A 25,594-nucleotide genomic window follows, 5' to 3' on the forward strand; every position below is an offset into this window, starting at 1 on the left:
AATCGATTCTGAAGAAGCGTAGCGTTCGCGTTTGCAAACCAATTTTAAACCTTTGAAAACAACAATCAGGAAAATTTGGAGGCAATGGCGATCGGAAGAACGAGCCGTCACCGGAACGTCACTCGTGCAAACCTTATTTTAAAATTTAATGGAGGTGAATCCCTCAACCCGAGGGAAATCATTGGACGGAATAATAGCCTTGAATTTATTTTTAGTAGCCGTATTTATAGGTCTGACAGCCTTTTTTGTTGGAGCCGAATTTGCAATTCTTAAAGTACGGATGTCCCGAATCGATCAATTGATCTCGGAAGGCAACAAAAAGGCAGTACTGGCCAAAAAAGTGGCGCACAACCTGGATTATTATCTGTCGGCATGTCAATTGGGGATCACCATTACGGCGCTGGTATTGGGAGCCTTGGGTGAACCTACTGTTGAGAAAATGCTGCATCCGCTCTTTGAGCGAATGGAAGTACCAGCGGCATTGTCTACCGTGCTTTCCTATGGTATTGCTCTGGCGATCATTACGTTCCTGCACGTGGTTATTGGTGAATTGGCGCCGAAAACCCTGGCGATTCAATTTGCAGAGAGAATGACGCTGTTGCTGGCACCACCACTGTACTGGTTCGGTAAAATCATGAATCCATTCATCTACGCGCTAAATGGAGCTGCTCGTCTGTTACTTGGCATATTTGGTGTAAAACCTGCCGGGCATGATACCGTTCACTCCGAAGAAGAGCTGAAGCTGATTATGGCACAGAGCTACGAGAGTGGCGAGATCAACCAGACGGAGCTGGACTATCTCAAAAACATTTTTGCTTTTGATGAGCGTCTGCTTCAGGAGATCATGATTCCACGAGATAAAATTGTTACTTTGAATAAGGAAATGCCGATTGATCAGATCATTGAAACGCTGAATCGACACGAATACACGAGATACCCTGTTATTGCAAATGGGGATCAGGCTCATTTTGTTGGCTTCATTAACACGAAAGAAATGCTGACGAGTGTAGCTGCGGGCAGAGATTTCAATATGGAGACATTTGTTCATAATACGCCGAGTTTCTCCGAGCGTTCTCCAATCAAGGATGTACTGATCCAGATGCAGCAAAGCCGTGTACACATTGCAACCGTGAAAAACGAGGCAGGTGCTACGGTAGGTATGGTTACGATGGAGGATATCCTTGAAGAGATTGTCGGAGATATCAAGGATGAATACGAGCATAAAGATTTGGTGAATCCACCAAAAAGAATGAAACTGGTTTAAGAAGCAGTAATACAAAAGTGATACAGGAATACGAAACAAGCTAATCAATCGTTATAACGCTAAGCAGGTTCCCGGAGTGATCGGGGCCTGCTTTTTGTATTAAATCTTAATTTTAAAATAAAAGCTTGCATATTGAGGTCCAATGGATTAATATAAATTAAAGAATCTTAATTTAAAGATAAATAACAAAAAGCAATAAATAAAAGAAGCAAAATAAGTCGAACTAATAACTTACACGTAACGAAGAGGACAGAAAAAACCTGAAAAAGCGAAGCGTTCGCCTTTATCCCCCGGATTTTCCCTTAGGAAAAGAAATCAAAAAAATCTGGGGATAACAGCGATTGGAAGGTTATTCTGTCATCGTAGTGTCTGTGTAAATAAACCAAGGGAGTGGAGATTATGTTCAGAACTTCAGGAATTCATCATATTACAGCTTTTGTTGACGATGCGCAGAAAAACGTTGATTTTTATGCAGGTGTGTTGGCGCTCAGACTGGTGAAAAAAACAATAAACTTTGATGCACCGGACGTGTATCACTTGTATTACGGGAATGAGCAGGGTGCACCGGGCACAATCATTACCTTTTTCCCACAGCAAAATTCTAGAAGAGGTGTCATTGGGTCAGGTCAGACTGGAGTTACCGTATATGCGGTTCCTGTAGGAAGCCTGCCTTTCTGGAAAGAACGTCTTGCTTCCTTCGATATTCCATATGAAAATAAAACCAGATTTGGTGAGCAGTACATTCGTTTCTTCGACAAAGGCGGTCTGTTGCTTGAACTGGTTGAGCGTGAAGGCGGTCAGCCAAGCAACTGGAGTTTCAACGGTGTGACACCGGAGCATGCCATCAAAGGATTTGGCGGAGCCGTATTGTTCAGCCACGTTCCTGAGAAAACCATGGACGTCTTGGTGAGCAAACTGGGTCTGGAGCAAGTCGGTGAAGAGAACGGACTCCTTCGTCTTCAGGCAAGCGGCGATATTGGTCAGATCATTGATATTCAGTCCACAGGTATCCAACGCGGGATTGGCGGAGCCGGAACGGTTCACCATATTGCATGGCGTGCCAAAGATTACGCGGAACATGAACAAATTCAGCAGGATCTTGAACAATCCGGATATCATCCAACGCCAGTTATTGACCGTCAATACTTCAACGCTGTGTATTTCCGGGAGCCGGGTGGTATACTGTTCGAACTGGCTACGGATCCTCCGGGATTTGCACGGGATGAACCAGCAGAGAGCATGGGTGAGAAACTGATGTTGCCTGAATGGTATGAACCACAGCGTGAGCAGATTGAACAATTGTTGCCACGAATTGAAGTACGTGAATGGAAAGGAGAGTCCAAATCATGACCACAACCAATACAATGAAACATATCTATAAAGCAGGTGCTCAGACGGATGCGCCAACAATCCTGTTGCTTCATGGCACAGGCGGAACCGAGAATGATCTGATCGGTCTGGCGGAGATGATCGCACCAGGAGCTGGCATACTTGGGGTGCGGGGGAATGTATCGGAGAACGGGATGCCCCGTTTCTTCCGCCGCCTGGCCGAAGGTATTTTTGATGAAGAAGATCTGATTGCTCGTACGGCAGAGCTGGGATCTTTTGTAGATGCAGCTGCGGTGGAATACGGTTTCGATCGGTCCAACGTGTATGCACTGGGTTACTCTAACGGTGCCAACATTGCGGCAAGCTTGATCTTCCATCAAGCAGATGTATTCAAAGGTGCAATCTTGCATCACCCAATGGTACCGCTGCGCGGACTGGAACTGCCGGATCTGAAAGGTCTGCCTGTGTTCATTGGTGCGGGCGAGAACGATCCGATTGTACCAAGACGTGAAACCGAGGAACTTGCTTCGCTGCTCAGCGGTGCAGGTGCCGATGTAAACACGCATTGGGAGCGTCAGGGTCATCAGTTAACTCGTACCGAGGCAGAAGCTGCAGCAGCTTGGTTTAAGACACAGGCGTAAATTGGTGGATAGACGGTTATGAAACATATAGAGACAGCCTGATCGTGAAGATCGGGCTGTTTTTCCTTTTTATTTTGATCATCGTCAGGAAGAAGAAATGATTGACTGGTGTTATGTAACCGTTACTAACCGGGTAAACATTTGAATGTGTGGTAGATAACCTTGTATGCTTAGTGATATAGCTATGTATCAACATCATGAACTGGAGGGGTTAATGTGGAACGTAACATCAAGGAACTGGTACAGCGGATGACACTGGAAGAAAAAGCGGGCATGTGCTCGGGACTGGACTTTTGGCATCTGAAAGGGGTGGAGCGTCTTGGCATTCCATCCATCATGGTGACGGACGGACCTCACGGACTACGCAAGCAGGATGGGAGTGCGGATCATCTTGGACTAACGTCGAGTGTGCCTGCAACCTGTTTCCCGTCTGCGGCAGGATTGGCTAGTTCATGGGACAAGGAGCTGGCGCGTCAGGTCGGGGTGGCTTTGGGAGAGGAATGTCAGGCCGAGGATGTAGCGGTATTACTTGGACCGGGTGTAAATATTAAACGTTCCCCATTGGGTGGACGTAATTTTGAATACTTTTCCGAAGATCCGTTGTTATCTACGCAGATGGCTACCGGTCATATTCAGGGTGTGCAGAGCCAAGGTGTGGGTACGTCTCTCAAACACTTTGCAGTTAATAATCAGGAAGAACGGCGTATGTCGATTGATGCGGTGGTGGATGAACGGACGCTGCGTGAGATTTATCTGGCGAGCTTCGAAGGTGCGGTGAAGGATGGACAGCCGTGGACGGTGATGTGTTCTTATAATAAGGTGAACGGTACGTATGCAGGTGAGAATGAATGGTTGCTTACGGATATTCTGAAAGACGAATGGGGTCACGAAGGTCTTGTGGTATCAGACTGGGGTGCGGTTAATGAACGTGCAGATGCCCTTGCAGCAGGACTGGAACTGGAGATGCCAACAAGTGGTGGAATCGGTGAGCGTAAAGTGATCGATGCCGTAGAAAGCGGACAACTGCCGCTGGACAAGCTGGATCGGGCGGTGGAGCGTCTGCTTACGCTGATCTTTAATGCCGTTGATCAAAAGCAAGATGGGGCTACATATAACAAGGATGAGCATCACCAACTTGCGCGTAAGGTGGCAGCCGAGAGTATGGTTTTGCTGAAAAATGAAGAAGGTATCCTGCCGCTTGGGCGTGAAGGCGATGTGGCGATAATCGGGGCATTTGCGCGTAAACCCCGCTTCCAGGGCGGCGGCAGTTCCCATATTAATCCGACCAAAGTGGATGATATTGTGGAAGAGATGACCCAGGTGGCTGGCGAAGGTGTAACCTTCTCGTATGCCCCAGGTTATCGGATTGAAGCGGATGATGTGGATGAGACATTGATGCATGAGGCTGTTCAGGCAGCACAGTCAGCGGATACCGCTGTTGTGTTTGTTGGATTGCCGGATCGTTATGAATCCGAAGGGTATGATCGTGCCCATTTGCGTCTGCCTGACAATCATATTCGTCTGATTGAAGAGATTGCAAAAGTACAATCACGTGTGGTTGTGGTGCTGAGCAACGGATCTCCAGTGGAGATGCCTTGGTTGCCGCAGGTGCAAGCGGTGCTTGAAGCTTATCTTGGTGGACAGGCCGTTGGTGGAGCGATAGCTGATCTGCTGTATGGTGAGGTGAATCCGTCCGGTAAACTGGCGGAGACGTTCCCTGCCAAGCTCAGCCATAATCCATCTTATCTAAATTTCCCGGGTGAAGGGGATCGTGTCGATTACCGGGAAGGCATCTTTGTTGGTTACCGCTATTATGATAAAAAAGAGCTGGAGCCACTGTTTCCGTTCGGTTATGGACTAAGTTATACGACATTTGAATATGCTGACCTGAAGGTAGATCGCACAGAATTGACCGATCAGGATGAGGTGAATGTGCAAGTAAGGGTCACCAATACCGGTGACAGAGCGGGCAAGGAGATTGTACAGTTGTATGTCAGCGATGTAGAGAGCACAGTAATTCGTCCTGTAAGAGAATTGAAAGGATTTGCGAAGGTGGCCCTTGAACCTGGAGAGTCCAAAGTGGCGAGCTTCACACTAAACAAACGTTCATTCGCCTATTACAACGTAGATATGAAGGACTGGCATGTGGAGACCGGAGAGTTCGAGATTCAAGTAGGCAGTTCCTCACGGGACATTCATGTGCACACACGTGTGAATGTAGAGTCTACAGCGACATTCCTTCCAACCTATACGCGTAATAGTACATTGGGTGATATCCAGCGTGATCCGGCCCATAAACAGCTACTGGACCAGGCTTTGCAACAATTCCAGGAAGCCAGTGGGTTCGGCGGTGATGATGCCGGGGATCATGCAGATATGATGGATGCGATGATGAAATATATGCCGCTGCGAGCACTGGTTGCGTTTAGCGGTGGGGCCATGACGGAAGAAGCGATGAATGAACTTCTGGAGCAGCTGAACAACAAGGATCATGGTATTAGGGGATAAGGGGCTGGGCTCTTAAACCGAGTATTCGTCCATCCTTGGATTAAGCGATTACGATTATGCGATACGTGCAGGAACTGCGCACGAAGTCATAAGAATGTGCATGAGGGCCAGCCGCATAGTCGCTGGTACAGTTACCCGATCCAATCATGGATCGGGTTTTCTTTTTGCATAAGGAAAAAGGAGGGTTAACAGAACGGTGGGATGTGGGGATGATCCTTGCAATGTGACAGAGGTGACAGGACTGCTGTAACTTGCTGAAGCAACATGGTTGTCGTAAAGCATGGATTATTCTATAATGAAGTAATTGATAATCATTTTCAATTAGATTCGGTGATAGATGATTATGCACGTAATCAGGAGGGGAATATGAATCCTAACCCTAGCTCACATACGTTTGGTTCAAGTGCGTTTGTTCGGACCCGCGATGGTCGCAAACTACATTATATGTCCAGGGGAACAGGAGAGCTGACGGTTGTATTTGAGTCCGGTATGGGCGCCTCTAGATCAAACTGGGGACTGGTTGCACCAGCCATTGCTGAGCATGCACGTACTGTTGTGTATGACAGGGCAGGGGCGGGACGAAGTGATATCGACTCAGCTCCCCGCAGCCTTGAACGCATTGCAGGGGATCTTGGAGAACTGCTGACAGCTCTGGGCCCGGGCCCATTCATTCTGGTTGGACATAGCTGGGGCGGTCCGATTGTACGGGCTGCGGCAGCTGCACATCTATCTCGATTACGTGGCATTATTCTGGTAGATCCATCAGACGAGCATTGCGAAATGTATTTTTCCAAGCTTACTAAAAAGAGCTTTGCCATCAATGGTTTCATTATTCCAATCATGGCGCGGACTGGCTTATATAAGATGCTTGGCAGCAAAGCTGGAAGTGCTCAGCCTGACGATGTGGCAGCGGATCACCTCAAGGAGGATTTCACTGTACGGGCAGCCAGCACGATGCTTGCGGAAGGCAAAACATTTCTGGATGACATGGCAGGGCTCCTGGAACATCCTCCGGCTCTGGGTAATCTGGAAGTTAGCGTGATCTCGGGTACGAACCCGGGCAAGGGAGAGGGGAAAATCAGACCTGCCCTCATCACGGCGCATCGCCAGACGGTGAGCCAGCTATCCAATGCGAGATGGATTGGGGCCGATCAATCGGGACATATGGTTATGTATACAGACCCTCAGGTCATTATTGATGAGATTGTACGAATGATAAATGATGAGAGCTCAGGCGCAAGAACAGAACAAAAGTGATACAATACAAAGAAAAGCAGTGCGCGACATTGCTAGATAAGTTGAATTAATGATTTACACGATAACGGAGAGGACAGAAAGAACCTGAAAAAGCGAAGCGTTCGTCTAAAAGCTTTCTGAAAGAAAGCTGCATCGGAAGCATACGCTATCACCGGATTTTTCCCTTGAGAAAAGGGAATCGAAAAAATCTGGGGATAACAGCGATTGGAGGGTTATTCTGTCATCGTAGTGTCAGTGTAAATAAAATTTAGTTCAACATATATAGACCATAAAAGCGGAGTGTGGAGACAACATGAAACCAGTTGAACAGGAACCAACGGGAACCACAAGTCCCGGTCGTGCCAGTGTTGGCATGGAAGATATCGTACGCGCACATCATGTGCTGCGTGAGGTCATTGTAAGAACGCCGTTACAGCGGGATGCTGTATTGTCGGCCAAATATAACTGTAATGTGTATCTGAAAAGGGAAGACCTTCAAGTGGTGCGTTCGTTCAAAATTCGGGGTGCCTATAATATGATTCGCAGTCTAACACCAGCCGAGATGGAGAAAGGTATTGTCTGTGCGAGTGCAGGCAACCATGCCCAAGGTGTTGCTTTTAGCTGTAATGCCCTTGGAATTAACGGCAAAATCTTCATGCCGAGTACAACGCCGAACCAGAAGGTGAAGCAGGTCAGACGTTTTGGCGGCAGTAACGTTGAAGTGGTGCTCATCGGGGATACGTATGATGACGCTTATGCTGAAGCGATGCGTGCATGTGACGAACAGGGCATGACGTTTATCCATCCTTTTGATCAACCGAAGATTATTGCAGGTAATGGTACGGTAGCGATGGAAATCATGGAAAGTCTCGATGAGAATGCCGACTATGTATTCGTGACGATTGGTGGCGGAGGGTTGGCAGCTGGCGTGGGAACCTACATGAAGACCGTGAGTCCAGAGACACGCATCATTGGAGTTGAGCCACTTGGGGCAGCTTCCATGAGTGAGGCGATGTTCCGCAAACAGGTTGTGACGTTGGATGACATAGATAAATTCGTGGATGGTGCAGCGGTGAAACGTGTTGGTGATCTCACCTTTGATATCTGCAATAGTATACTTGATGACATTGTGAAAGTGCCGGAAGGCAAAGCCTGCACAACTATTCTGGAGTTATATAATGAAAATGCGATCGTTGTCGAGCCTGCCGGTTCCTTGGCTGTTGCGGCGCTTGAGCAATATCGTGAGCAAATCGTGGGCAAGACGGTTGTCTGCGTAATTAGTGGCGGTAACAACGATATCGACCGGATGCAGGAGATCAAGGAACGTTCCCTCATATATGAAGGTCTGAAGTATTATTTCATGGTTAATTTCCCGCAGCGTGCAGGAGCTTTACGTGAATTCCTGGAGGAAGTTCTAGGGAAAAATGATGATATCACCCGGTTTGAATATACGAAAAAGCATGATAAGGAAAATGGCCCTGCCTTGGTGGGCATCGAGCTGATGTACAAGGAAGATTACCACCCGCTCATTGAACGTATGAACCGCAAAGGTATCGCCTATACCGAACTGAACAAAAATCTAAATCTGTTCAACATGTTAATCTGATGAATGATTCCAAGATGCAATTAGATCACCAAGAAACATCTCCTCTGATCAGACCTGCGCGCATAGAAGATGCTGATCAGGTCATTCCTTTGCTGTATCAGGCGATAGGAGACATTGCATACGCGCTTGCGGGTGAGGCGGATCATGAGAAGGCGATGCAGATTTTGCAGGCGTTCTATGTACAGGAAAACAACCGGATTAGCTATCGTCATGTGACAGTGATGGAGCAGGATGGGCTGATTGCGGGGATTCTGGTAGCCTATGATGGCGGAGAAGCAGATCGTCTGGACCAGCCGATTCTGGATCGACCTGGACGAAGCCGGGATGAGAAGTATGCATTGGTCAAAGAGACCCGTCCGGGGGAGTATTATCTGGATACTCTCTCGGTAAGTGAAGCTTATCAGGGGCAGGGCATCGGCCGGGCACTGATGGCTGCTTTTGAGCAGCAGGGCAGAGATCAGGGTCACTCACAGGTTTCCCTGATTGTAGAACGGGACAACGGCCGTGCGCTAAGGCTCTATGAACGGCAGGGATATGTCAAAGACGATGTGATTGTCATCGCAGGACATGAGTATAATCATATGGTCAAACCGATTCAATAGTGCAGGGAGCTGACGGATTGAGTCAGTTTTGATGATAAAAGCATGAAGAAAACCGCCATAGGAGAAAATCCTGTGGCGGTTTTTGTCGTGGTTATCTGTTAGGATTTAGCCCAAGTTTTGGCTTGAACCGGGTGTTAACCGTGGGAGCAGATTAACTCAATAATTCGCGTAGTCGCTGACCGGCACATTCTGCTCCAGCCATTTCTCGACAGCAGCGGTTTTCTCGAATTTGGCTTCGGTTACGATGTCCATGAACTTTTCGAGTTTGGTCAGGAAGGCACTGTCTTCGGATGAGTTACGTTGTAAGACAGCTTTGTAACCTTTCTGGGCATTGGCTGTCATTTTGTTCGTTTCATAGTCAAATAAAGGCGTATTATTCAGGCCATAAAACGTATACAAGGTATAGTTATGCATCAGATTTTTCACCTGTTGTAATCGATTGGACTTCGGATATTCGTTCAGGAATCGTTCCTGATTCAAAGCGCGATTGAGTATCTCTTGATAACCAATGACCAGTGCACCATCATCGGCGGCAAGGTTGCTGGTTTCAACTGCCATGATATTAATGTATTGTTTGATGTCTGGTTTCACGTAAGAGATATATTTCTGAAAAGCCATATAATTCATGATCGGATAGAGGGAACCTTCCAGCATAACCAGGCGATAACCGCTATCCCGTGCTTGCTGGAGCAGTGCACGCAGACTGGCGTCGTTGGTGCGGCTCATCAGTTGGGTGAAGCTATCATTCCACTTGTAGGCTTTGATCATCTTGTCTTGAACATTAGGCACCAGTAGACGGTCCGTCATGGCTGTTAACGCCTTGTTGCGGGCATTCTCCAGTTGTAAGACCATCAGAGTTGCATGATGAGTCGTAACTTGATCGATATGAGATTCGAGATAAATATCCGCGGCAGGCAAGCCTTTCTTTTTGTAGAGCATGGACTGAAATGTTTTATATATCGTTGTTGAACTGGCAGTCGTGACTTTGGTATCTGTACTGGAAGAAGCGGCAGCAGCGACTCCGGATAAGGGAGCGACAGCCGTTTGGAGCAGCATGAGGATGGCGGTGGCTGTAATGAAGGTGCGCATGCCTTTACGTTTGGCAGATTGGAACGATGATGTCATAGATATGAACCTCCCGTAGTTGAGAAAATGATAGGTGTTGTTCACTAGTCACTATACATTAACCCAATTGGTGCAGGATGTGGTTGCGGAATGGTGACAAATTCTTCTGTTATTTTTAACTTTTGGAGGGTGGAAGATAGAGAAAGATTTCTGAGAAAATAATTTTTGTACAACTGGAAACTTTTGAGCCGATCGGAACGTCTTAGTGGTGCATAGGTAAATACAGGAATTAATGAAATGAACAGCGAATCTATTTCGATGTTAACTAAATGCGAGAATGGGGATATGGGATATGAGGAAAGCGGGAGGGAAACAAGTGAAGAAGGTAATGTCAGCGCTGGCTGTATCGGCCATGCTGATGTCCGCACTTCCAACGTCGGTTATGGATGCAGCCGCGAGGATCAGTATATATATTAATGATGCAGAGTTATCATCTGTTCAGGCACCTGTGATGAAAGGTGGACGCGTACTGGTTCCGCTACGGTCGATTTTTGAAGGATTGGATGCGAAGGTACAGTACACGAACAGAACCAAAACGATTGTTGCAACTCGCGACGATCAGGAAGTTACTTTGACACTTGGTTCCAAAACGGCATACATCAACGGGGAAGCGATATCGTTGGATGTACCTGCAAACACGATTAAGGGCAACACGATGGTTCCAATTCGTTTTGTCAGTGAAGCTTTTGGAGAAAAAGTATTCTGGAACTCACGCAATCAGCGTGTAGATATCAAGACAACAGCAACACCTCCAGTAGATGAGACACAATATGCTGCATGGAACATCTATGGTTCGGTATCCGGAAGTAACGGAGATGGTCGTGACTTGACCGTGAGCTTCACACGTCCAACTTCAGAGAAGGCGGTATCTGCTTACCGGATTATGCTGGTGAAAACTCGCGATGTGAATAGCTTCACGGAGTCCTCAGCAACTGCCGTACCTTCTGCGAACTATACATCTGTTACACCAAATGGCAGCAACCCGAAACTGACACTTAATGCACAGACACGTGACGTAAACGGGGATCTGCTTAACAGCAATGAAACGTATCGTCTGTATGTATTGACTGTTGGTAACAGCAGCAATAATTATAAAAATGCATTGAACTGGTCTTCCCAAGCATTGAAGCTCAATAATGTGAAATCCACGGTACAGGCGGTTACAAGTCTGCGTGCCGCAGATATTAGTGACTATGGCGATGGCCGCGATCTGGAGATTAACTTCACGCAGCCGAGCACAACATCGAACATTACGTATTATCGTGCTTTTGTTGTTAAAGCGAAGGACTCTTCTGCGTTCAATCTGGCTGCAGCGAACAAAGTGTCCAGTGCAAACTCCACGATCATATACAAAGGAAACAGTACCGCAGTGAAAAGCCAGCTGACTTCTTCGACACGGGATACGTCCGGCGAATTGATCAAAAGCGGTACAGCATATGTAGTTTACATCTTGTCGGTAAGCACTAATACAACAACAGACAGCAAGCTGTCCGCAGCAACATCTTCACTTACGCTGTCCGTGAACACAGCAACCTCTCCAGTAATTACGCAGGTAAAGGATAATTCGGATTATGGAGATGGTCGTGATATTCAGGTGAGCTTCAACCGTTCATCAGATGAGTCCAAGGTGGCGAATTATCGCGTCTTTGTGGTGCGCAACTCGGTTGCCAGCAGCTTTAATCTGACAACGGCGAGTAACCTGTCCTCCAGTCTGTACTATACGGTGAATAAAACAGGTAACAACATTACAACGACTTTGCCTTCATCCATGAAGGACACAAGTGGTTATAATGTAACGAATCTGCAAGATTATCGCATCTTTGTGATGGCGGTGGGCAATCAGCAAAATGGATACACCAATGCGCTGTCAGCTTCCTCCACAGCTCTGAGACTGACAACGACCGGTAACGCGGGAGTTATTAGCAACCTGTCTGTTGCGGATATTAGTGACTACGGTGATGGGCGTGATCTGCGGGTTTCTTTCAACAAAGCTGCGGATGAATCCAGAATCTCTGCCTACCGAGTATATGTAGTTCGTTCCGCTAATGTGGGCAGCTTCACACTAAGCGCAGCTAATGCGTCAAACAACTATACGCAGGTGAACAAAACGGGTGGTAACCTGTCCGTTACGCTTCCAAACTATGCGGTAGATACCAATGGTTATACCATTAGCAATAATGTTGCTTATCGGGTATTCGTTCTGTCGGTGAACAACAACGGAAACTCCAGTCAAAATGCTTTGTCTGGTTACTCTTCCCAGATTACATTGTCGGCAAACGCGGCTGTAACAGCTCCGAGCAATGTGGTTGCAACTGATATTGGGGATACTGGAGATGGACGTGATCTGCGTGTGACGTTCACTAAATCCGCAGATGAGACAAATGTGAATCATTATCGGGTGTTTGTAGTGAAAAATGCAAATGCAGGCAGCTTCAATCTGAACGTAGCCAATACAGTGAATAGCTCGAATTATACGTATGTAAGTAGAACTGGAAGCAACCAGACGATTACTTTGTCTAATGGTTCGAGATCAGTGGATGGTGACTTGATCCGTAATGATGTAGGCTATCGAGTGTACGTGATGGCTGTTAATAATAACACGTCTTTAGTGAATGCAATATCGTCAGCCTCCGGTATAGTGACACTGACTTCAAATTCCGCTGTAGCAGTGGCGAGTAATGTGAATGCAACCGTTAAAGATCAAGGACAGTCTGGAACGCCTTCGGATGTAACAATAACCTTCAATAAGGCAACTAACGAGACCAATATCTCCAATTATCGTATCCTGATTGTGCCTGCTAACCAAGTGAGTGGATTTAATACAAGTTCTGCTCTTGGAATTAATTCTTTTATTGAAATCAACAAAAACAATGCAGGCAGTCCGGTAGTACTAAACGGTGGACATCGAGATATTAATGGTAGTGCCCTTGTAGCTGGACAGAAATACAGAGTGTTTGTCTTGTCCGTTTCGGACAGTACATCACGTGCTTCCAATCTGTCCCTTGCTTCCAATGAGTTTAATATCTTTACACAAGCAAATGTGGTTCAAACTGCTACTATTACAGGCCTTCAAAATACAAGTACTGTAACCGAAGCGAGTTATAAGCTTACCTTTACTAAACCAACTGCTGAAACGGGGATTTCTGCATACCGACTCTTTATTGTTAAAGGAACAGATAATTTGGATATTACTACAGCAAGCTCTAACACTAGCTACCCAATTGGAAATCCTGCAGCGGTTGAAGTTACTTTAACGAAATCAGCTATAGATTCAACTGGAGCCAATCTGGTGGAAGGAGGCGAGTACAAGGTGTATATTCTTTCAGTTGCTGCAAATACAACAACGAATAAACATACACTTTCAGGCCCATCGGATACATTCAAGCTTGAAAAAGCTCAGCCTACGCCTACACAGGAGCAGACGTCTATTACCAATCCACCAGCCTCAAGTGAGGGGTAAACACCTCCACAGGGCTGAATGTAAAAATCTACACTGAAACAAACTCGAACACCCTTTCCATCCGGAAAGGGTGTTTTCATTATGTATGAACGACAATCGTCTGGCGTGAATTTCAGACTCGCTTTTTGAAAATCTTGTCGCCAAAAAGGTTCCTAAGACCATTGTTACATCGAGAACAAATAATGGATAATAAAGGAAAGTTGGCTATATAGATCGAGCTAAACATTTACACGAAACGGAGTGGCCCGTGTAATTTTCTTTAGTTCACCTTATGTAAAAGCCTATGAGCCGAAAGGAATGATGGAATGCTTGCGTTTCGTTTGACGGGCCTGCCGGATTCCCGGCTGCCGCTGTACCTGTATTGTGTGGGCACGCAGGAAGAGAAAGTTCTGCATAGACCAGATGGATTTCCGGTGTATCAGTTGTTTTTGTCAGGCGGCGGTGAGGGGCAGTTCAGGCTTCCGGGAAAAGGGACATGGACGATGGGAGCAGGGCAGGTATTCATCGTGGAACCTGGGATTGCGCATGAGTATGTGCCTCATTCCAAATCCAAAGGAGAACTGGGTTATATCGGTATTGGCGGTACATCTGCTGGTTCGGTACTACAATCCACGGGTTTGCTTCAGAACGAACCGTGCCATATCTCTGGTTTTGAAATCATCTGGTCACGGATGACCAATCTCTGGCACGCGTTGGATCAAGGAGCAACGGAGATGTGGGACACATCAACCCTGATCTACCAGCTCATTTTGGATTTAGCACAATCGAAAATACCATCTGATGTCGGCACAGGAGGTATTGGATCATCTAGGGCACAGGATGGCACTGTAAAACACTCTAATCGGGAGACCGATCCGAGCAAGGATGCACTCATCCGAGCAGTAGCATTGATGCATACGCACTACCCGGATGACCTGTTATTGAAGCACATCGCTGACGCAGTGGGTTATTCGGTGCAGCATCTCAATCGATTATTTCACCAGCATTATGGCGTGACAGGACATCAATATATGCAACGATTACGTTTGCAGAAGGCTTCGGACTGGATGGACAAGCATCCAAGAGCAAGTGTACGAGAGGCGGCAGAGACCGTAGGGATGGAAGTGAACTATTTTATCCGGATGTTCAAGCGGGAGTTTGGAGAAACACCGGGTAAAGGAATCAAACAGCGGAACCAGCTCCAAATGGAAAAAGACCTCACGAATTCGTGAGGCCCCTTAATCGATTTTATAACGTGTTATGCTGTTTTCTTTTGTCCAAATAAAGGCCTTACCGTTGCAAGTCCCACAACTCCGATCACTGCACTCACCCATGGAGCCAGTGCAAATACCGGAAGTTTATCACGCAGTGGATACCCTACAAAGAGCATAAGGACCACGATGACGATGTAAATGATGATTCCCTTAAGGTTAACCTTAGGTACGGTGTTCTTGTCTGCTCCTTCATCGTCTGGTCGCTCAGCAAGACGGCGAAGCATCTCCACCAATGCAATACCGCCAACTGCCGCAACGATCAGAGAGAACAGACTGATGTGTTGGAACGGCTCCGTATCTCCGCCAGTCCAACCCACGAACAATCCCACACATCCTTGAATCAACATGACAAAAGACAAAGCCGCCCAAGCGATCATGACATACCACTTTGGTGTCCGTTTCACAGGCTCTGGATTCTCAGTTGGCTGTGGTTCTACAGCGTTGGCATTCTTTTTCGATGAAGCTGTTGAACTATGATCACGGGTTGGGCTGGATTTACCCATCTCAACGACAGCCGTCTTCTCCGGTGCTGTATTTGTAATCCCGAGCTGTGTATGGATGTCTTGTTCCAGATCAGGTCCGTATAACTCGCGAGCGGGTTTGTTATCCCGCTGAGCCTGTACGATTGCTTTTCCTGCGGAGAGTATCCACTCTTCCTGTGTTCTCTCGTCCGCTGGCGCATGACGCGCAATTGTGCTGATCTCGTCATACAATTTCACATGTTCAGGTGTCATTCGACTCATCTCAGTTATTTGCCGATTCTGTATTTCTTTAAGCTTCTTATAGGAAATCCCCAATGATTGCTCCCCCTGTCTACACACGTTCTGATCTTCCAATGGACTGAAGACCCTGACGGTATTTTAGTATACGGGAAGGGCTCTCGTTTCGCAAAGTCATTCCTTATAAAAAAGCTGCTCATGGTGGACCCATATCCATACACAGGCCAGTATAACACAGGTGCATAACAGTACCAGTTTACCGTGATGTTGAATCCATTCCAGTAGATGTTCCATGAATTCATTCCTTTCGGCAGAAGGATTCCGAGGCATATGCTACCTATGTTTGTTCGTTTATTTTCCCCCGTTCATGTGAAAAAATACCCTCACGCCTCACAGATCTAACGATTGTGTGAAGTATGCATAAAGAGCAGCCGATTCCATCACAATAGTAGCATTTCCAACAGAAATCCAAGATTGGAGTGTGCTTGTTATGGATAAACAAACAGAATTGACGCGGAAGCTGCTACTGAACAGCAACTCCCGTGGAGTCGTGGACGAAGTTGTATCCTTTGAAGAGAACCTGGAGGATACGGAGTATGCAGAAGAACTGACAGATGGGAATTTGAAGGGAAGAAGTTTCTGGGACAATAGTGATTCGGGTCATGAGCATGAGTGGAATGGACGGGTGGAGACCCACGAGATGTTCCGTAGAAGCTACGAATAACGATCCTGCAACACTTGGTTTGAATTCCAAACGATATCCGGGCCAGCTGTCATCAGCGTGGCTCATTTTTTTGTGCTTATTATCCGATAAAATGTAGATTGGTAGTCGACGTAGAAAGGGTTCTTACTTACGTTGACTTGCAGGGTACGGGATGATAATATATGAATAACATCTTAATACACACTAAACTTATCGGATTATATATATTTGATAAATGGAAGTTAACAGGCTAAGCGTGGAAAGGGGAAATCGGTATGGAACGTCAGATCAGTATCCGTCATGGACAGGAAGAATTAACAGCCACGATTCATTATCCGGTTGTGAAAGATATCAAGGAGGAGAAGAGTCAGCAACGGGTCCCTCTGGCGGTCATCTGCCACGGCTTCGTTGGTAGCCGGATCGGCGTGGATCGTTTGTTTGTAAAGACTGCACGGGAGCTGGCTGAAGACGGTTATCTGGTCTTGCGTTTCGATTATATCGGTTGCGGAGAGAGCAGTGGGGAGTACGGAGCGGAGGGACTGGAGTCCATGGTGCTGCAGACCCGTTCGGTGCTGGATTACGCGGTGAATTGCAGTGATGTAGATCCTACGCGTGTTACGCTGATTGGTCATAGTCTGGGTGGTGCCGTTGCATTACTAACTGCTGTACGTGACAAACGTGTCAAAAACCTGGTTATGTGGTCCTCCGTGGGTTATCCATTCAATGATATCGTGAAGATTACGGGACGGGAAGTATACGATGAAGGCGTGAAACTGGGTGCGGCTGATTATCTCGGATACAAATTCACACCAACGTTCTTCGAGTCTCTTGCTGAACAACAGCCATTCCAGGAAGCAGTTAAGTTTAGCGGAGATGTACTCGTCGTACATGGCACGTCAGATGAGATTATTCCTGTAGACTACGCATTCCTGTATCAAAAGGTATTCTGGATGCGCCAAGAGGGCCGCTGTGACAAGGAGATCATCTTCCAGGGCGATCACACCTTCTCTTCAGGTAAAGAGCGGGAACAGCTCATTACGCGTACCAGAGAGTGGCTTGGCGAACGTCAGAAGATCGAGCAGGATTGGCAACACTGGATGATATAAGTGGCAGGATTACAACTGTTTGGGGATGTCAGCTTGGAAAAGCGCCTTCTTAAGGGTAAAATAGAGGAGTAAGCATTCTATCCGTGTCTGGAGGTTGGCAGCAATGACATTACCCGCACTTTTCATTGCGCATGGTTCTCCCGCTCTGGCGGTGGAGAGCAATGACTACACTCACTTCTTGAACCAGCTTGGAGACAGGCTGCCGGCTCCGAAAGCCATTGTCGTATTTACGGCGCATTGGGATTGTCCTAAGCCGTCCGTGACGATGGATGATACACATCAGACCTTGCATGATTTTTACGGATTTCCTTCTACGATGTATACGATGGAATACCCTGCATCTGGGCAGCCAGATTTAGCGAACGAGATATGTGCTTTGTTCACCCGCAGCAATCTGGCACATCAGCCGATTCGAGGCCGAGGGCTGGATCATGGCGTATGGGTACCGTTGCTCCATATGTATCCCGAGGCTAACATACCTGTGATTGCTGTATCTGTAGACTCGCTGCGTACGCCGCAGGAACAGTATGATATTGGCCGAATGCTGGAACAGCTACGTCATGATGATGTGTTAATCATTGGCAGCGGTGGAACGGTTCACAATTTGCGATTGCTGGGCAATACGGATGAACCGCAAGAGTGGGCGGTTGAATTTGATAACTGGATTGGGGAGCGCTTGCAGCAGTGGAACACAAGAGAACTGTTTCAATATGACAAAAAAGCCCCTCATGCACGTACGGCGGTTCCGTCGTATGGTACAGAACACATTGCACCTTTGTTCTACGCCATGGGTACAGCGGATATGTCCCGATCAGCGAAGCGTCTATTCCAGTCTTACCCTTATGGAACGCTCAGTTTAAACTGCTGGCAGTTTGGAGACGGCGTGTAACTTGGAACAGACAACAGCCTGATTATGGTGCTTGAAGCCAGTTTCGTACGGATAACGTGTATTAATGCATACAATTACAATATATAAACAAAAGAAGGTTACTGTACACCCTTGAAGGGCTACAGTAACCTTTTTTCAATACGAGGACTTATTCATGCAATAGATCTTTATTTGCGGATTTCGAACAATTCACAGTCTGTACGCGAATGATAAGCGAGCTCACTGACACTGGATTGTACTACTACGGTGTTGCTGTCAAAACGGATAATGATGCCACCGGAGTCAATCTGGTGATTATCTTTAAAAACTCGAACCTTATACTTCATATTCATGGCTTCCTGGAAGTCCGCATCGGTCTCGAGACGTCGCTGGGTCGGCATATCGTGTACTCCTTTGAAGTTCAACTTTATTTCATCATAATACGATTTTCTGTGGATGGGCAAGTCAGTCAGGCATTCAGGCTGATTTTGAAAAGTAAAAAGCCCTGCTCTCCAGGGGGATTGGGAGCAGGGCCGAGAATACTATGAATGATTGCTTAAGCTGTTTTTTGAGTAGGGCTAATCGTTGGTGTGTCTTTAGGAAGATTTCCTTTGTTGTTACGAGTGAACAATCCGCGAAGGTAAGGCATTACCCAGTGATCCAGACCGATTTTACCTGCATTTGCACCAGCAACGACAAGGAAGATTTCCATTACAACCAGTTGAGCATTCGTGCTTACTGTTCCCGAGAAGAGGAACGCGAAGTTCATGACCATAGCCATCAGTGCTGCTAGTGTAGTGAAGCAACCGAGGATGAGACCCAAACCTACAAGGAATTCACCCAATGGGATAACGAAGTCGAACAGTCCTGCGTTTGGTACTGCGAATTTCTCAAGGAACGTTGCCCACCATGCTTGAACTGCTGGATGATCACCTGTTGCTTTTTCTACCGCACCAGCCAAGAACCCGCCAGCTTGGAATCCGCCAGTCAATTTGCTCCATCCGTGAGTCATCCAATCATAACCGATATACACCCGAAGTACTGTCAAAATCCACATTGCTACTTTGTTTTCTCTAAGCCATTGGTTTGTGCTGAACATATGAACCACTCCTTCATGGAATCTAGTGTGTGTTGTTTTTGTTTTTCTAAGTGATCACCTTTGATGTCTTTATTGTATAGTTCAAAAGTTGTTTTGTTTGTGATTAAAATCACAATCTAGTTCAAATTTTAAGTAAGGTTTGAGAAGTTCACATTTAGGACATATTTTTCTGGCTATATGCTGTTTCGAATGTGAATTTCAAGCTGTATCAAGGCCTTCTAGGCGCAGACAAATCGGATGGGGTGTGATTAAATGGAAAGAAATACGTGAAATGGTTGCCCACATGAGACATATATCACAACTTAGAACCAGGCCATATCGTTCAGGAGGTCCTCTATTGAAGCTTTTTAAATGGAACAAAGCAGCATCGGCTGCATCTCTGTTTATTCTCTCATTAAGTCTTGTTGCCTGCCAAAACCAGGAGGTGGCGCAGATGCCAGTTCAGCCAGAACCGACACCTGCACCTGTACAAGAAGAACACGTGGAGGAATCCAACACGTCTCTCTATACAGCACCTCTGACGGGTCTGCCTGTAGATGAAGCGATTACGCGTCGACCACTCGCCGTAATGATTAATAATGCACCCGCAGCTCGGCCCCAATCGGGTCTAAGTTCAGCCGATATCATTCTTGAAGTTCTCGCTGAGGGAGGCATTACCCGTTTCATAGCCATCTTCCAGAGTGGAGGCGGTGCGGAGACGGTTGGACCCGTTCGCAGTATACGTCCATATCTAATTGAGCTCGGCGAGAGTTATGATGGGGTACTTGTTCACGCCGGAGGCAGTCCGGAGGCGTATTCCATTTTGCAAAGGCAGCAGAAACAGCATATGGATGAAATCTCGAATGGTGGACCTTACTTCTGGCGTTCCTCGGATCGTAAAGCCCCACATAATCTGTATACTTCAGCGGACAAGCTGAGAGAAGGGTCAGATATCAAGGGTTACAGCCATGATTTCAAGTCGCCGGTATACACCTATAACGAAGAAGGCTCGACATCCGCAGGAGAGGCAGTGAAGCAATTCAATATCCATTATTTATTGGATAGTTACCGGGTGACGTATGATTATGATGAAGTTAGCGGACGATATATGAGAATGGTGAATGGCAAGGCAGATCAGGATCTGGATAATGGGACTCAACTTGGCGCAGCGAACATCATTGTGGCAGGTGCAGATCACAAGGTGCTCGATAGTGTAGGTCGGTTGTCCGTTAATTTGGAACAGGGCGGGGAAGCCATGCTTTTTCAGAAGGGCAAGATGATTCGTGGGCAGTGGGTGAAGAAGCAGGGGGATATTATACGGTTTGTTCAGGGTGGCAGTGAAGTTGCTCTTGTACCGGGTAAAACCTTTATCAGCATTGTTCCCAATCAACCGGAATTTTCCAGTCATGTGAAGCTGGCTGCGCAGCAATAAAAGGATGTAATGAAAGAAAACAATGAAACATGTATTCATTTTGTTGTCGAAAAGGCATTATATTTGTCCTTAGCGTGAAAAGTAGAATCGTGTCGATTTTGAATTTTGATGTCGAATTGTAAACGCAGTGTAAAATCTTGACTTGAATTTACCATTATTCCAAATAATTAAGATTCATTTCAGATTAATGTGATAAGAATATAAAAAAGGATCACACCTTTTGTACAAACCATGAAACAAATATGATAAGATATCAAAGGTTGTCATTTCATGTTTCATCGGTTGTCGGCAATTTTTCTCGTAAAGGGGATAGAGCTATGAAGCTTAAGAAGAAGAAGGATATATTTTTTGAGACACTGGAGAATATGGCAGATACGGTTGTTCAAGCGGCAGATTATTTCTCCCAGCATGTTTCCAACCTTCAGGATGTGACTCTTTTTGCTAATGAAATGAAGAAGTACGAGTCGAAATGTGATGATTATGTGCATACGATCATTACAGAACTCAACAAAACATTTATCACGCCGATCGAACGCGATGATATTATGGAGCTGACAACAACACTTGATGACGTATTGGACGGACTCGAAGCAACGGCTTCCCGTTTCTATATGTACCAACTGACAGATCCAGATGATGAGTTCGTCATACAGTTTGCTGAAATTTTGCGCCAATCGGCTTACGAAATTCAGAAGGCGATCCATCTGCTGTCCCAGAAAAAATTGCTCGCGATCCGTGAGTATACCATTCGTTTGAATGATCTGGAAAACCAAGGCGACGAAGTGCTGCGCATGTGTATCAAACATCTCTTCGCTACCGTGTCTGATCCGATTGAACTGATCAAGCGTAAGGAAATTTACGAACGTCTTGAGACAACAACGGATGCTTGTGAAGACGTGGCGAACGTGCTTGAATCCATCATTATGCGTAATTCTTAAGGAGCCAGAGAATAATGGAAACAACGATTTGGGTATTGGGTATAGTCGTCTTCCTTGCACTGGCGTTTGACTTCATCAACGGTTTTCACGACACGGCCAATGCCATTGCGACTTCGGTCTCAACCCGAGCACTGACGCCGCGTCGAGCTATTCTTATGGCAGCGGTGATGAACTTTGTCGGTGCGATGATGTTCACAGGTGTTGCGAAGACGATTGGGGGGAGTGTGACCGACCCCACCACGCTGGATAACGGGATAGAGGTCGTCATAGTCACCTTGATATCAGCGATTATCTGGAACCTGGTTACATGGTGGTTCGGTATTCCGTCCTCATCCTCACATGCACTTATTGGAGCCCTTGCAGGTGCCGTGCTCGTTGGCGCAGGATCTGATAAAGTGAAATGGAGCGGATTCATTGATATCGTCGGAGGTTTGCTATTATCACCTCTGATCGCGTTTGCCATCGGTTATGTGGTCATGACGATTCTCAAATATATTTTCGCCAAACGCAGTCCGCATAACGTGAACAAAGGTTTCCGTACGGTACAGATTTTCACGGCAGCACTGCAAGCATTCACGCATGGTACGAATGATGCACAGAAAGCGATGGGGATTATTACGTTTGCTTTGGTTGCAGCAGGTGTGCAGGATAATCTGGATGTTCCGCTGTGGGTTAAAATCTCAGCAGCAACTGCGATGGCTCTGGGTACATCCATTGGTGGTTGGAAAATCATCAAAACGATGGGTACCAAAATCTTTAAAATTGAACCGATCAACGGATTTGCCGCCGATCTGTCAGCTGCATCCGTTATTTTCACAGCAACGTTGCTTCACCTTCCAGTGAGTACAACGCACGCGATCACATCAGCAATTCTGGGTGTGGGTTCCGCGAAACGTTTCTCTGCTGTGAAATGGGGACTTGCTGGACGTATTATTATTACGTGGTTCATTACGATTCCGATTACTGGGGCACTGGCAGGGTTATTGTACTGGATTATTTTCTAAAAAGAGAAGTTATCCCGAACAAATTCGGAGTTACCAGACAAACTGTTCATAACTGTGTGAATATCGGGATATGTGGATAAATATACAACCAAAATCAAGAGACGCCTGTGCATGAACGTGTGGACAGGCTGGATATGTGGATAGCCATCCGTGGAATGATAAACCAAAAGAAGATATTCCTGTGGATACAGGGAACTGTGGATAGGGAAATGAGAGAAGCCAACAGGGTTGGCTTTTTTTGTTGTCGAGTTTGAAAGCGTCTGTGGATATTTTGGACACGTGGGAGACGTACCTATGGTTAAAGTTGTACAATGACGTAAAGATACAGGACAAGGACGTGGTCTAATTTATGATTCGTACACTCGCCATTACACGAGAACATCAAGTCTCCGTTAACGTACCACTTACACAGCTGGATCTGAACGATTATGCCTGGGTATGGGCCGATTTTAACCAGCCGACGGAAGAGGAAAGCCGTTTGCTGGATACATATTTTCATTTTCACCCTTTAGCTATTGAGGACTGTCTGCATGTGTTGCAGCGGCCAAAGCTTGATTATTATGATAATCTGCAGTTTCTTGTGCTGCATGCACTGAACCCGTCCACACTGGAAGCCGAGGAGGTTGACTTGTTTCTCGGATCAAACTTCCTGGTGTCTTTTCATCATGGCGTATTGGAGGAAGTGGATGAAGCGTGGGAACGCTTGTTGCACCATGCACATGAACGAACCATCTGGGCGCGAGGTCCGGTGGCAGCAGCCTATACGGTGATGGACAAGCTGGTCGATCATTATTTTCCGTCTCTATTTGCCATTGAGGATGAACTGGCTGAACTGGAGAACCGGGGTGGACAAGAATCGGTTGAAGACTTGATGAACCAGGTGTTTGATCTGCGGACTCGATTGCTGAAGCTTAGAAGAACCGTAGTACCGATGCGGGATCTGCTCTATCGGGTGGTGAACTCCCAGCATGTGCAGCGAACAGGTGAACATACGGCTTATTTTACCGATATCTATGACCATTTATTGAAGCTGACGGACATGATTGAAGCCGATCGGGAGATGACTGCTGACCTGCGCGACAGTTATATTTCCCTGAACTCCAACCGGATGAATCAGATCATGAAGACACTCACGGTGATTACGACTGTATTTATGCCGCTCACACTGATCGCGGGTATTTATGGCATGAACTTTGCCTATATGCCTGAGCTTCAATGGAAGTTTGGGTATGGTGCGGTGCTGCTGTTGATGTTTGTGCTTGGCGGAAGCATGGTCGCCTGGTTTGTGAAGCGCGGTTGGTTTAAGTAGAGGATATCACTTCAATTAATGAATAGTTATACTTAAATGTATAGTTCAACAGACAGTGACAGGAGGACATCGTATGGGAGCATGGGGCATTAAAGCATTGGAAAGTGATGAAGGGCTGGATTTAGTGGCAGCGATCGAGGACTTGCTTCCTCGTGACACGTTGGATTTGGGTGAATTGATGGCGAGGTTTGGTGAGGATGATTTCCTTTATGACGGAACAGTGCTCGCCCTTGCGGAGCTGTATATCGAGTTTCTAGAGAATGGCAGTTTGAATTACGATCATGAGGAGGAAGAACGGGCCTTGACGCAAGTAAGGGTGTTCACAGCCGATCGTGCCGCACTTGGGGCTTTGCTGAAGCATTTAAACGTGATTTGGATTGACATTGAGGGGGACTGCGAGGGGGATTTGGCGGAGCTGTGGCGGGAATCATCGAGCTGGGACGAATGGCGGGTACATGTGCAGCAATTGATTGCCAAGTTGGAAGCACGGCTTGCCAAAGAACAGTAGAAGGATGATTGAAAGAGAATAAAAGCGCTGCAATCCGAATGATAGAGCTGCGGTGTTTTTTTAGCGGATTTTCCGTTAGTTTCTGCTGTTGCTGTCCACGAACCGGTATGATCAGACCCCCGACTGGTTGCCGCTACAAAGACTCGTTAATTCTGGGCCCTTCCAAGCCTACTCACATTGTACATAGCGTTCTGTGAAGATCGCTTTTTGGCCTGTGGATGGTGTGTATAAGAGGTCATGGAGTACATATAGAATCATTTTCTGAGAAGATGTCCACATGTGGATAAGGTAATTAAGTTGAATGATGTGTATAACTTGATGAAGAAATAGTTATTAGTTTAGGTGAAAAAAAGTTCAAAAAGGGGATGTCCCAAAAGGAATTCCTCCTCGCTTCAAGCGCTAACGAGCCTCCCGCATCTTAAAAGGCGGATCATCTACGTATGCAAGATTTAACGAACCTCAGTAACGCTATTCCGTCATAAAACGGTGTCAAGACCTAAAAAATCGACCAAATCGTCGAAATAACGTCTCTGTGATTTGTTAGATCTCAGATATGAGCAAATGGAGCGAATAGCGTGTGTCAGGTTTTTTAAAACAAAATAACGCTAAAAGGGATGTCCCCCGTCAGATTCATGACTTATGGGACATCTCCTTCGAAAATTCCAAAAATTTAATTTCATGACTTGAACTTCATTAGATGTAATATTAGGGCGTGTCTTAAATCTCAGTTATGGGCATCTTTCACCGCCTTTTCGTCCCCTGCTGCGTTACTTTCTCTTGATGTACCCCGGTACGTCTGCGAAAAGGTTTCTGGCTTGGAATGTAAATTTGGAAAAATCTGCTCCTTTTAGAGTTCTAAGACAAGCCCTAGTTTCATGATCGGCTGAAATGCAACGTTCATATAT

At 46.4% G+C, this 25,594-nt stretch carries 21 protein-coding genes; 17 read left to right on the forward strand and 4 right to left on the reverse strand.

Annotated elements, in window-relative coordinates:
* The first annotated feature begins 181 nt into the window (after positions 1 to 181).
* The 7 genes from EL84_RS01895 to EL84_RS01925 all read left to right on the forward strand — a co-directional run bounded on the left by EL84_RS01895 (position 182) and on the right by EL84_RS01925 (position 9,186).
* Complete coding sequence (locus EL84_RS01895) at positions 182 to 1,264, forward strand: hemolysin family protein (protein ID WP_036606063.1); 1,083 nt, start codon at positions 182 to 184, stop codon at positions 1,262 to 1,264.
* A gap of 399 nt (positions 1,265 to 1,663) precedes the next feature.
* On the forward strand, positions 1,664 to 2,614 hold the full coding sequence (locus EL84_RS01900) for a ring-cleaving dioxygenase (protein ID WP_047840500.1): 951 nt from the start codon (positions 1,664 to 1,666) through the stop codon (positions 2,612 to 2,614).
* A 14-nt stretch (positions 2,615 to 2,628) separates the two neighbouring features.
* Positions 2,629 to 3,234, forward strand: a complete 606-nt coding sequence (locus tag EL84_RS01905; protein WP_047840587.1) for an alpha/beta hydrolase — start codon at positions 2,629 to 2,631, stop codon at positions 3,232 to 3,234.
* A 216-nt stretch (positions 3,235 to 3,450) separates the two neighbouring features.
* On the forward strand, positions 3,451 to 5,742 hold the full coding sequence (locus EL84_RS01910) for a beta-glucosidase family protein (RefSeq protein ID WP_047840501.1): 2,292 nt from the start codon (positions 3,451 to 3,453) through the stop codon (positions 5,740 to 5,742).
* 366 nt (positions 5,743 to 6,108) lie between these two features.
* Positions 6,109 to 6,999 (forward strand): alpha/beta fold hydrolase, encoded by an 891-nt coding sequence (locus EL84_RS01915; RefSeq protein ID WP_047840588.1) that lies wholly within the window; start codon positions 6,109 to 6,111, stop codon positions 6,997 to 6,999.
* A 292-nt stretch (positions 7,000 to 7,291) separates the two neighbouring features.
* Positions 7,292 to 8,584: a threonine ammonia-lyase IlvA gene (ilvA, locus tag EL84_RS01920; RefSeq protein ID WP_017690682.1), complete on the forward strand. Its 1,293-nt coding sequence runs from the start codon at positions 7,292 to 7,294 to the stop codon at positions 8,582 to 8,584.
* A gap of 14 nt (positions 8,585 to 8,598) precedes the next feature.
* Positions 8,599 to 9,186, forward strand: a complete 588-nt coding sequence (locus EL84_RS01925; RefSeq protein ID WP_047840589.1) for a GNAT family N-acetyltransferase — start codon at positions 8,599 to 8,601, stop codon at positions 9,184 to 9,186.
* A gap of 156 nt (positions 9,187 to 9,342) precedes the next feature.
* Here the strand turns inward: EL84_RS01925 and EL84_RS01930 are convergent, their stop codons facing one another.
* Complete coding sequence (locus EL84_RS01930; RefSeq protein ID WP_053061349.1) at positions 9,343 to 10,311, reverse strand: hypothetical protein; 969 nt, start codon at positions 10,309 to 10,311, stop codon at positions 9,343 to 9,345.
* Positions 10,312 to 10,627: 316 nt separating this feature from the next.
* Here EL84_RS01930 and EL84_RS01935 point away from each other — a divergent pair, with 316 nt between their 5' ends.
* Positions 10,628 to 13,771 carry a copper amine oxidase N-terminal domain-containing protein gene (locus EL84_RS01935; protein WP_053061350.1) on the forward strand — a complete coding sequence of 1,048 codons (3,144 nt, stop codon included), beginning with the start codon at positions 10,628 to 10,630 and terminating at the stop codon, positions 13,769 to 13,771.
* Positions 13,772 to 14,076: 305 nt separating this feature from the next.
* Positions 14,077 to 14,982: an AraC family transcriptional regulator gene (locus EL84_RS30640; RefSeq protein ID WP_053061351.1), complete on the forward strand. Its 906-nt coding sequence runs from the start codon at positions 14,077 to 14,079 to the stop codon at positions 14,980 to 14,982.
* 26 nt (positions 14,983 to 15,008) lie between these two features.
* Here the strand turns inward: EL84_RS30640 and EL84_RS30645 are convergent, their stop codons facing one another.
* Positions 15,009 to 15,821, reverse strand: a complete 813-nt coding sequence (locus EL84_RS30645; RefSeq protein ID WP_053061352.1) for a DUF1129 family protein — start codon at positions 15,819 to 15,821, stop codon at positions 15,009 to 15,011.
* A gap of 412 nt (positions 15,822 to 16,233) precedes the next feature.
* Here EL84_RS30645 and EL84_RS01950 point away from each other — a divergent pair, with 412 nt between their 5' ends.
* From EL84_RS01950 to EL84_RS01960, 3 genes are all read left to right on the forward strand, one after another.
* Positions 16,234 to 16,467: a hypothetical protein gene (locus tag EL84_RS01950; protein ID WP_047840502.1), complete on the forward strand. Its 234-nt coding sequence runs from the start codon at positions 16,234 to 16,236 to the stop codon at positions 16,465 to 16,467.
* A 254-nt stretch (positions 16,468 to 16,721) separates the two neighbouring features.
* The gene (locus EL84_RS01955; protein ID WP_036606057.1) at positions 16,722 to 17,552 is read left to right on the forward strand and encodes an alpha/beta hydrolase; all 831 of its coding nucleotides are present in this window, start codon (positions 16,722 to 16,724) and stop codon (positions 17,550 to 17,552) included.
* A 103-nt stretch (positions 17,553 to 17,655) separates the two neighbouring features.
* Positions 17,656 to 18,441, forward strand: coding sequence for a DODA-type extradiol aromatic ring-opening family dioxygenase (locus EL84_RS01960; protein ID WP_047840503.1), 786 nt, complete (start codon positions 17,656 to 17,658; stop codon positions 18,439 to 18,441).
* 167 nt (positions 18,442 to 18,608) lie between these two features.
* Here the strand turns inward: EL84_RS01960 and EL84_RS01965 are convergent, their stop codons facing one another.
* Positions 18,609 to 18,821, reverse strand: coding sequence for a hypothetical protein (locus EL84_RS01965; protein WP_017690673.1), 213 nt, complete (start codon positions 18,819 to 18,821; stop codon positions 18,609 to 18,611).
* A gap of 155 nt (positions 18,822 to 18,976) precedes the next feature.
* Positions 18,977 to 19,519, reverse strand: a complete 543-nt coding sequence (locus tag EL84_RS01970) for a DoxX family protein (RefSeq protein ID WP_047840504.1) — start codon at positions 19,517 to 19,519, stop codon at positions 18,977 to 18,979.
* A gap of 337 nt (positions 19,520 to 19,856) precedes the next feature.
* Between EL84_RS01970 and EL84_RS01975 the strand changes: the two genes are divergently transcribed.
* The 5 genes from EL84_RS01975 (at position 19,857) to EL84_RS01995 (ending at position 24,689) form a co-directional block, all read left to right on the forward strand.
* Positions 19,857 to 20,930: a DUF3048 domain-containing protein gene (locus EL84_RS01975; RefSeq protein ID WP_082218803.1), complete on the forward strand. Its 1,074-nt coding sequence runs from the start codon at positions 19,857 to 19,859 to the stop codon at positions 20,928 to 20,930.
* A gap of 317 nt (positions 20,931 to 21,247) precedes the next feature.
* The gene (locus EL84_RS01980) at positions 21,248 to 21,868 is read left to right on the forward strand and encodes a DUF47 domain-containing protein (protein ID WP_017690670.1); all 621 of its coding nucleotides are present in this window, start codon (positions 21,248 to 21,250) and stop codon (positions 21,866 to 21,868) included.
* A gap of 14 nt (positions 21,869 to 21,882) precedes the next feature.
* A complete protein-coding gene (locus tag EL84_RS01985; RefSeq protein ID WP_036668387.1) occupies positions 21,883 to 22,872 on the forward strand; it encodes an inorganic phosphate transporter in 990 nt (329 codons plus the stop codon).
* 349 nt (positions 22,873 to 23,221) lie between these two features.
* Positions 23,222 to 24,181, forward strand: a complete 960-nt coding sequence (corA, locus tag EL84_RS01990; protein WP_036668386.1) for a magnesium/cobalt transporter CorA — start codon at positions 23,222 to 23,224, stop codon at positions 24,179 to 24,181.
* A gap of 73 nt (positions 24,182 to 24,254) precedes the next feature.
* Positions 24,255 to 24,689 carry a DUF4259 domain-containing protein gene (locus EL84_RS01995; protein WP_047840505.1) on the forward strand — a complete coding sequence of 145 codons (435 nt, stop codon included), beginning with the start codon at positions 24,255 to 24,257 and terminating at the stop codon, positions 24,687 to 24,689.
* Positions 24,690 to 25,594 lie beyond the last annotated feature (905 nt).

The organism is Paenibacillus sp. VT-400 (assembly GCF_001029205.1).
Taxonomy (GTDB): Bacteria; Bacillota; Bacilli; order Paenibacillales; family Paenibacillaceae; genus Paenibacillus; species Paenibacillus amylolyticus.

Bases quoted from the DNA above. Each gene is read 5' to 3' on its own strand.
- EL84_RS01900 (WP_047840500.1), top strand. From the start codon at position 1,664: ATGTTCAGAACTTCAGGAATTCATCATATTACAGCTTTTGTTGACGAT.
- EL84_RS01905 (WP_047840587.1), top strand. From the start codon at position 2,629: ATGAAACATATCTATAAAGCAGGTGCTCAGACGGATGCGCCAACAATC.
- EL84_RS01915 (WP_047840588.1), top strand. From the start codon at position 6,109: ATGAATCCTAACCCTAGCTCACATACGTTTGGTTCAAGTGCGTTTGTT.
- ilvA (WP_017690682.1), top strand. From the start codon at position 7,292: ATGAAACCAGTTGAACAGGAACCAACGGGAACCACAAGTCCCGGTCGT.
- EL84_RS01925 (WP_047840589.1), top strand. From the start codon at position 8,599: ATGCAATTAGATCACCAAGAAACATCTCCTCTGATCAGACCTGCGCGC.
- EL84_RS01930 (WP_053061349.1), bottom strand. From the start codon at position 10,311: ATGACATCATCGTTCCAATCTGCCAAACGTAAAGGCATGCGCACCTTC.
- EL84_RS30640 (WP_053061351.1), top strand. From the start codon at position 14,077: ATGCTTGCGTTTCGTTTGACGGGCCTGCCGGATTCCCGGCTGCCGCTG.
- EL84_RS01950 (WP_047840502.1), top strand. From the start codon at position 16,234: ATGGATAAACAAACAGAATTGACGCGGAAGCTGCTACTGAACAGCAAC.
- EL84_RS01955 (WP_036606057.1), top strand. From the start codon at position 16,722: ATGGAACGTCAGATCAGTATCCGTCATGGACAGGAAGAATTAACAGCC.
- EL84_RS01960 (WP_047840503.1), top strand. From the start codon at position 17,656: ATGACATTACCCGCACTTTTCATTGCGCATGGTTCTCCCGCTCTGGCG.
- EL84_RS01965 (WP_017690673.1), bottom strand. From the start codon at position 18,821: ATGCCGACCCAGCGACGTCTCGAGACCGATGCGGACTTCCAGGAAGCC.
- EL84_RS01970 (WP_047840504.1), bottom strand. From the start codon at position 19,519: ATGTTCAGCACAAACCAATGGCTTAGAGAAAACAAAGTAGCAATGTGG.
- EL84_RS01980 (WP_017690670.1), top strand. From the start codon at position 21,248: ATGAAGCTTAAGAAGAAGAAGGATATATTTTTTGAGACACTGGAGAAT.
- EL84_RS01985 (WP_036668387.1), top strand. From the start codon at position 21,883: ATGGAAACAACGATTTGGGTATTGGGTATAGTCGTCTTCCTTGCACTG.
- corA (WP_036668386.1), top strand. From the start codon at position 23,222: ATGATTCGTACACTCGCCATTACACGAGAACATCAAGTCTCCGTTAAC.
- EL84_RS01995 (WP_047840505.1), top strand. From the start codon at position 24,255: ATGGGAGCATGGGGCATTAAAGCATTGGAAAGTGATGAAGGGCTGGAT.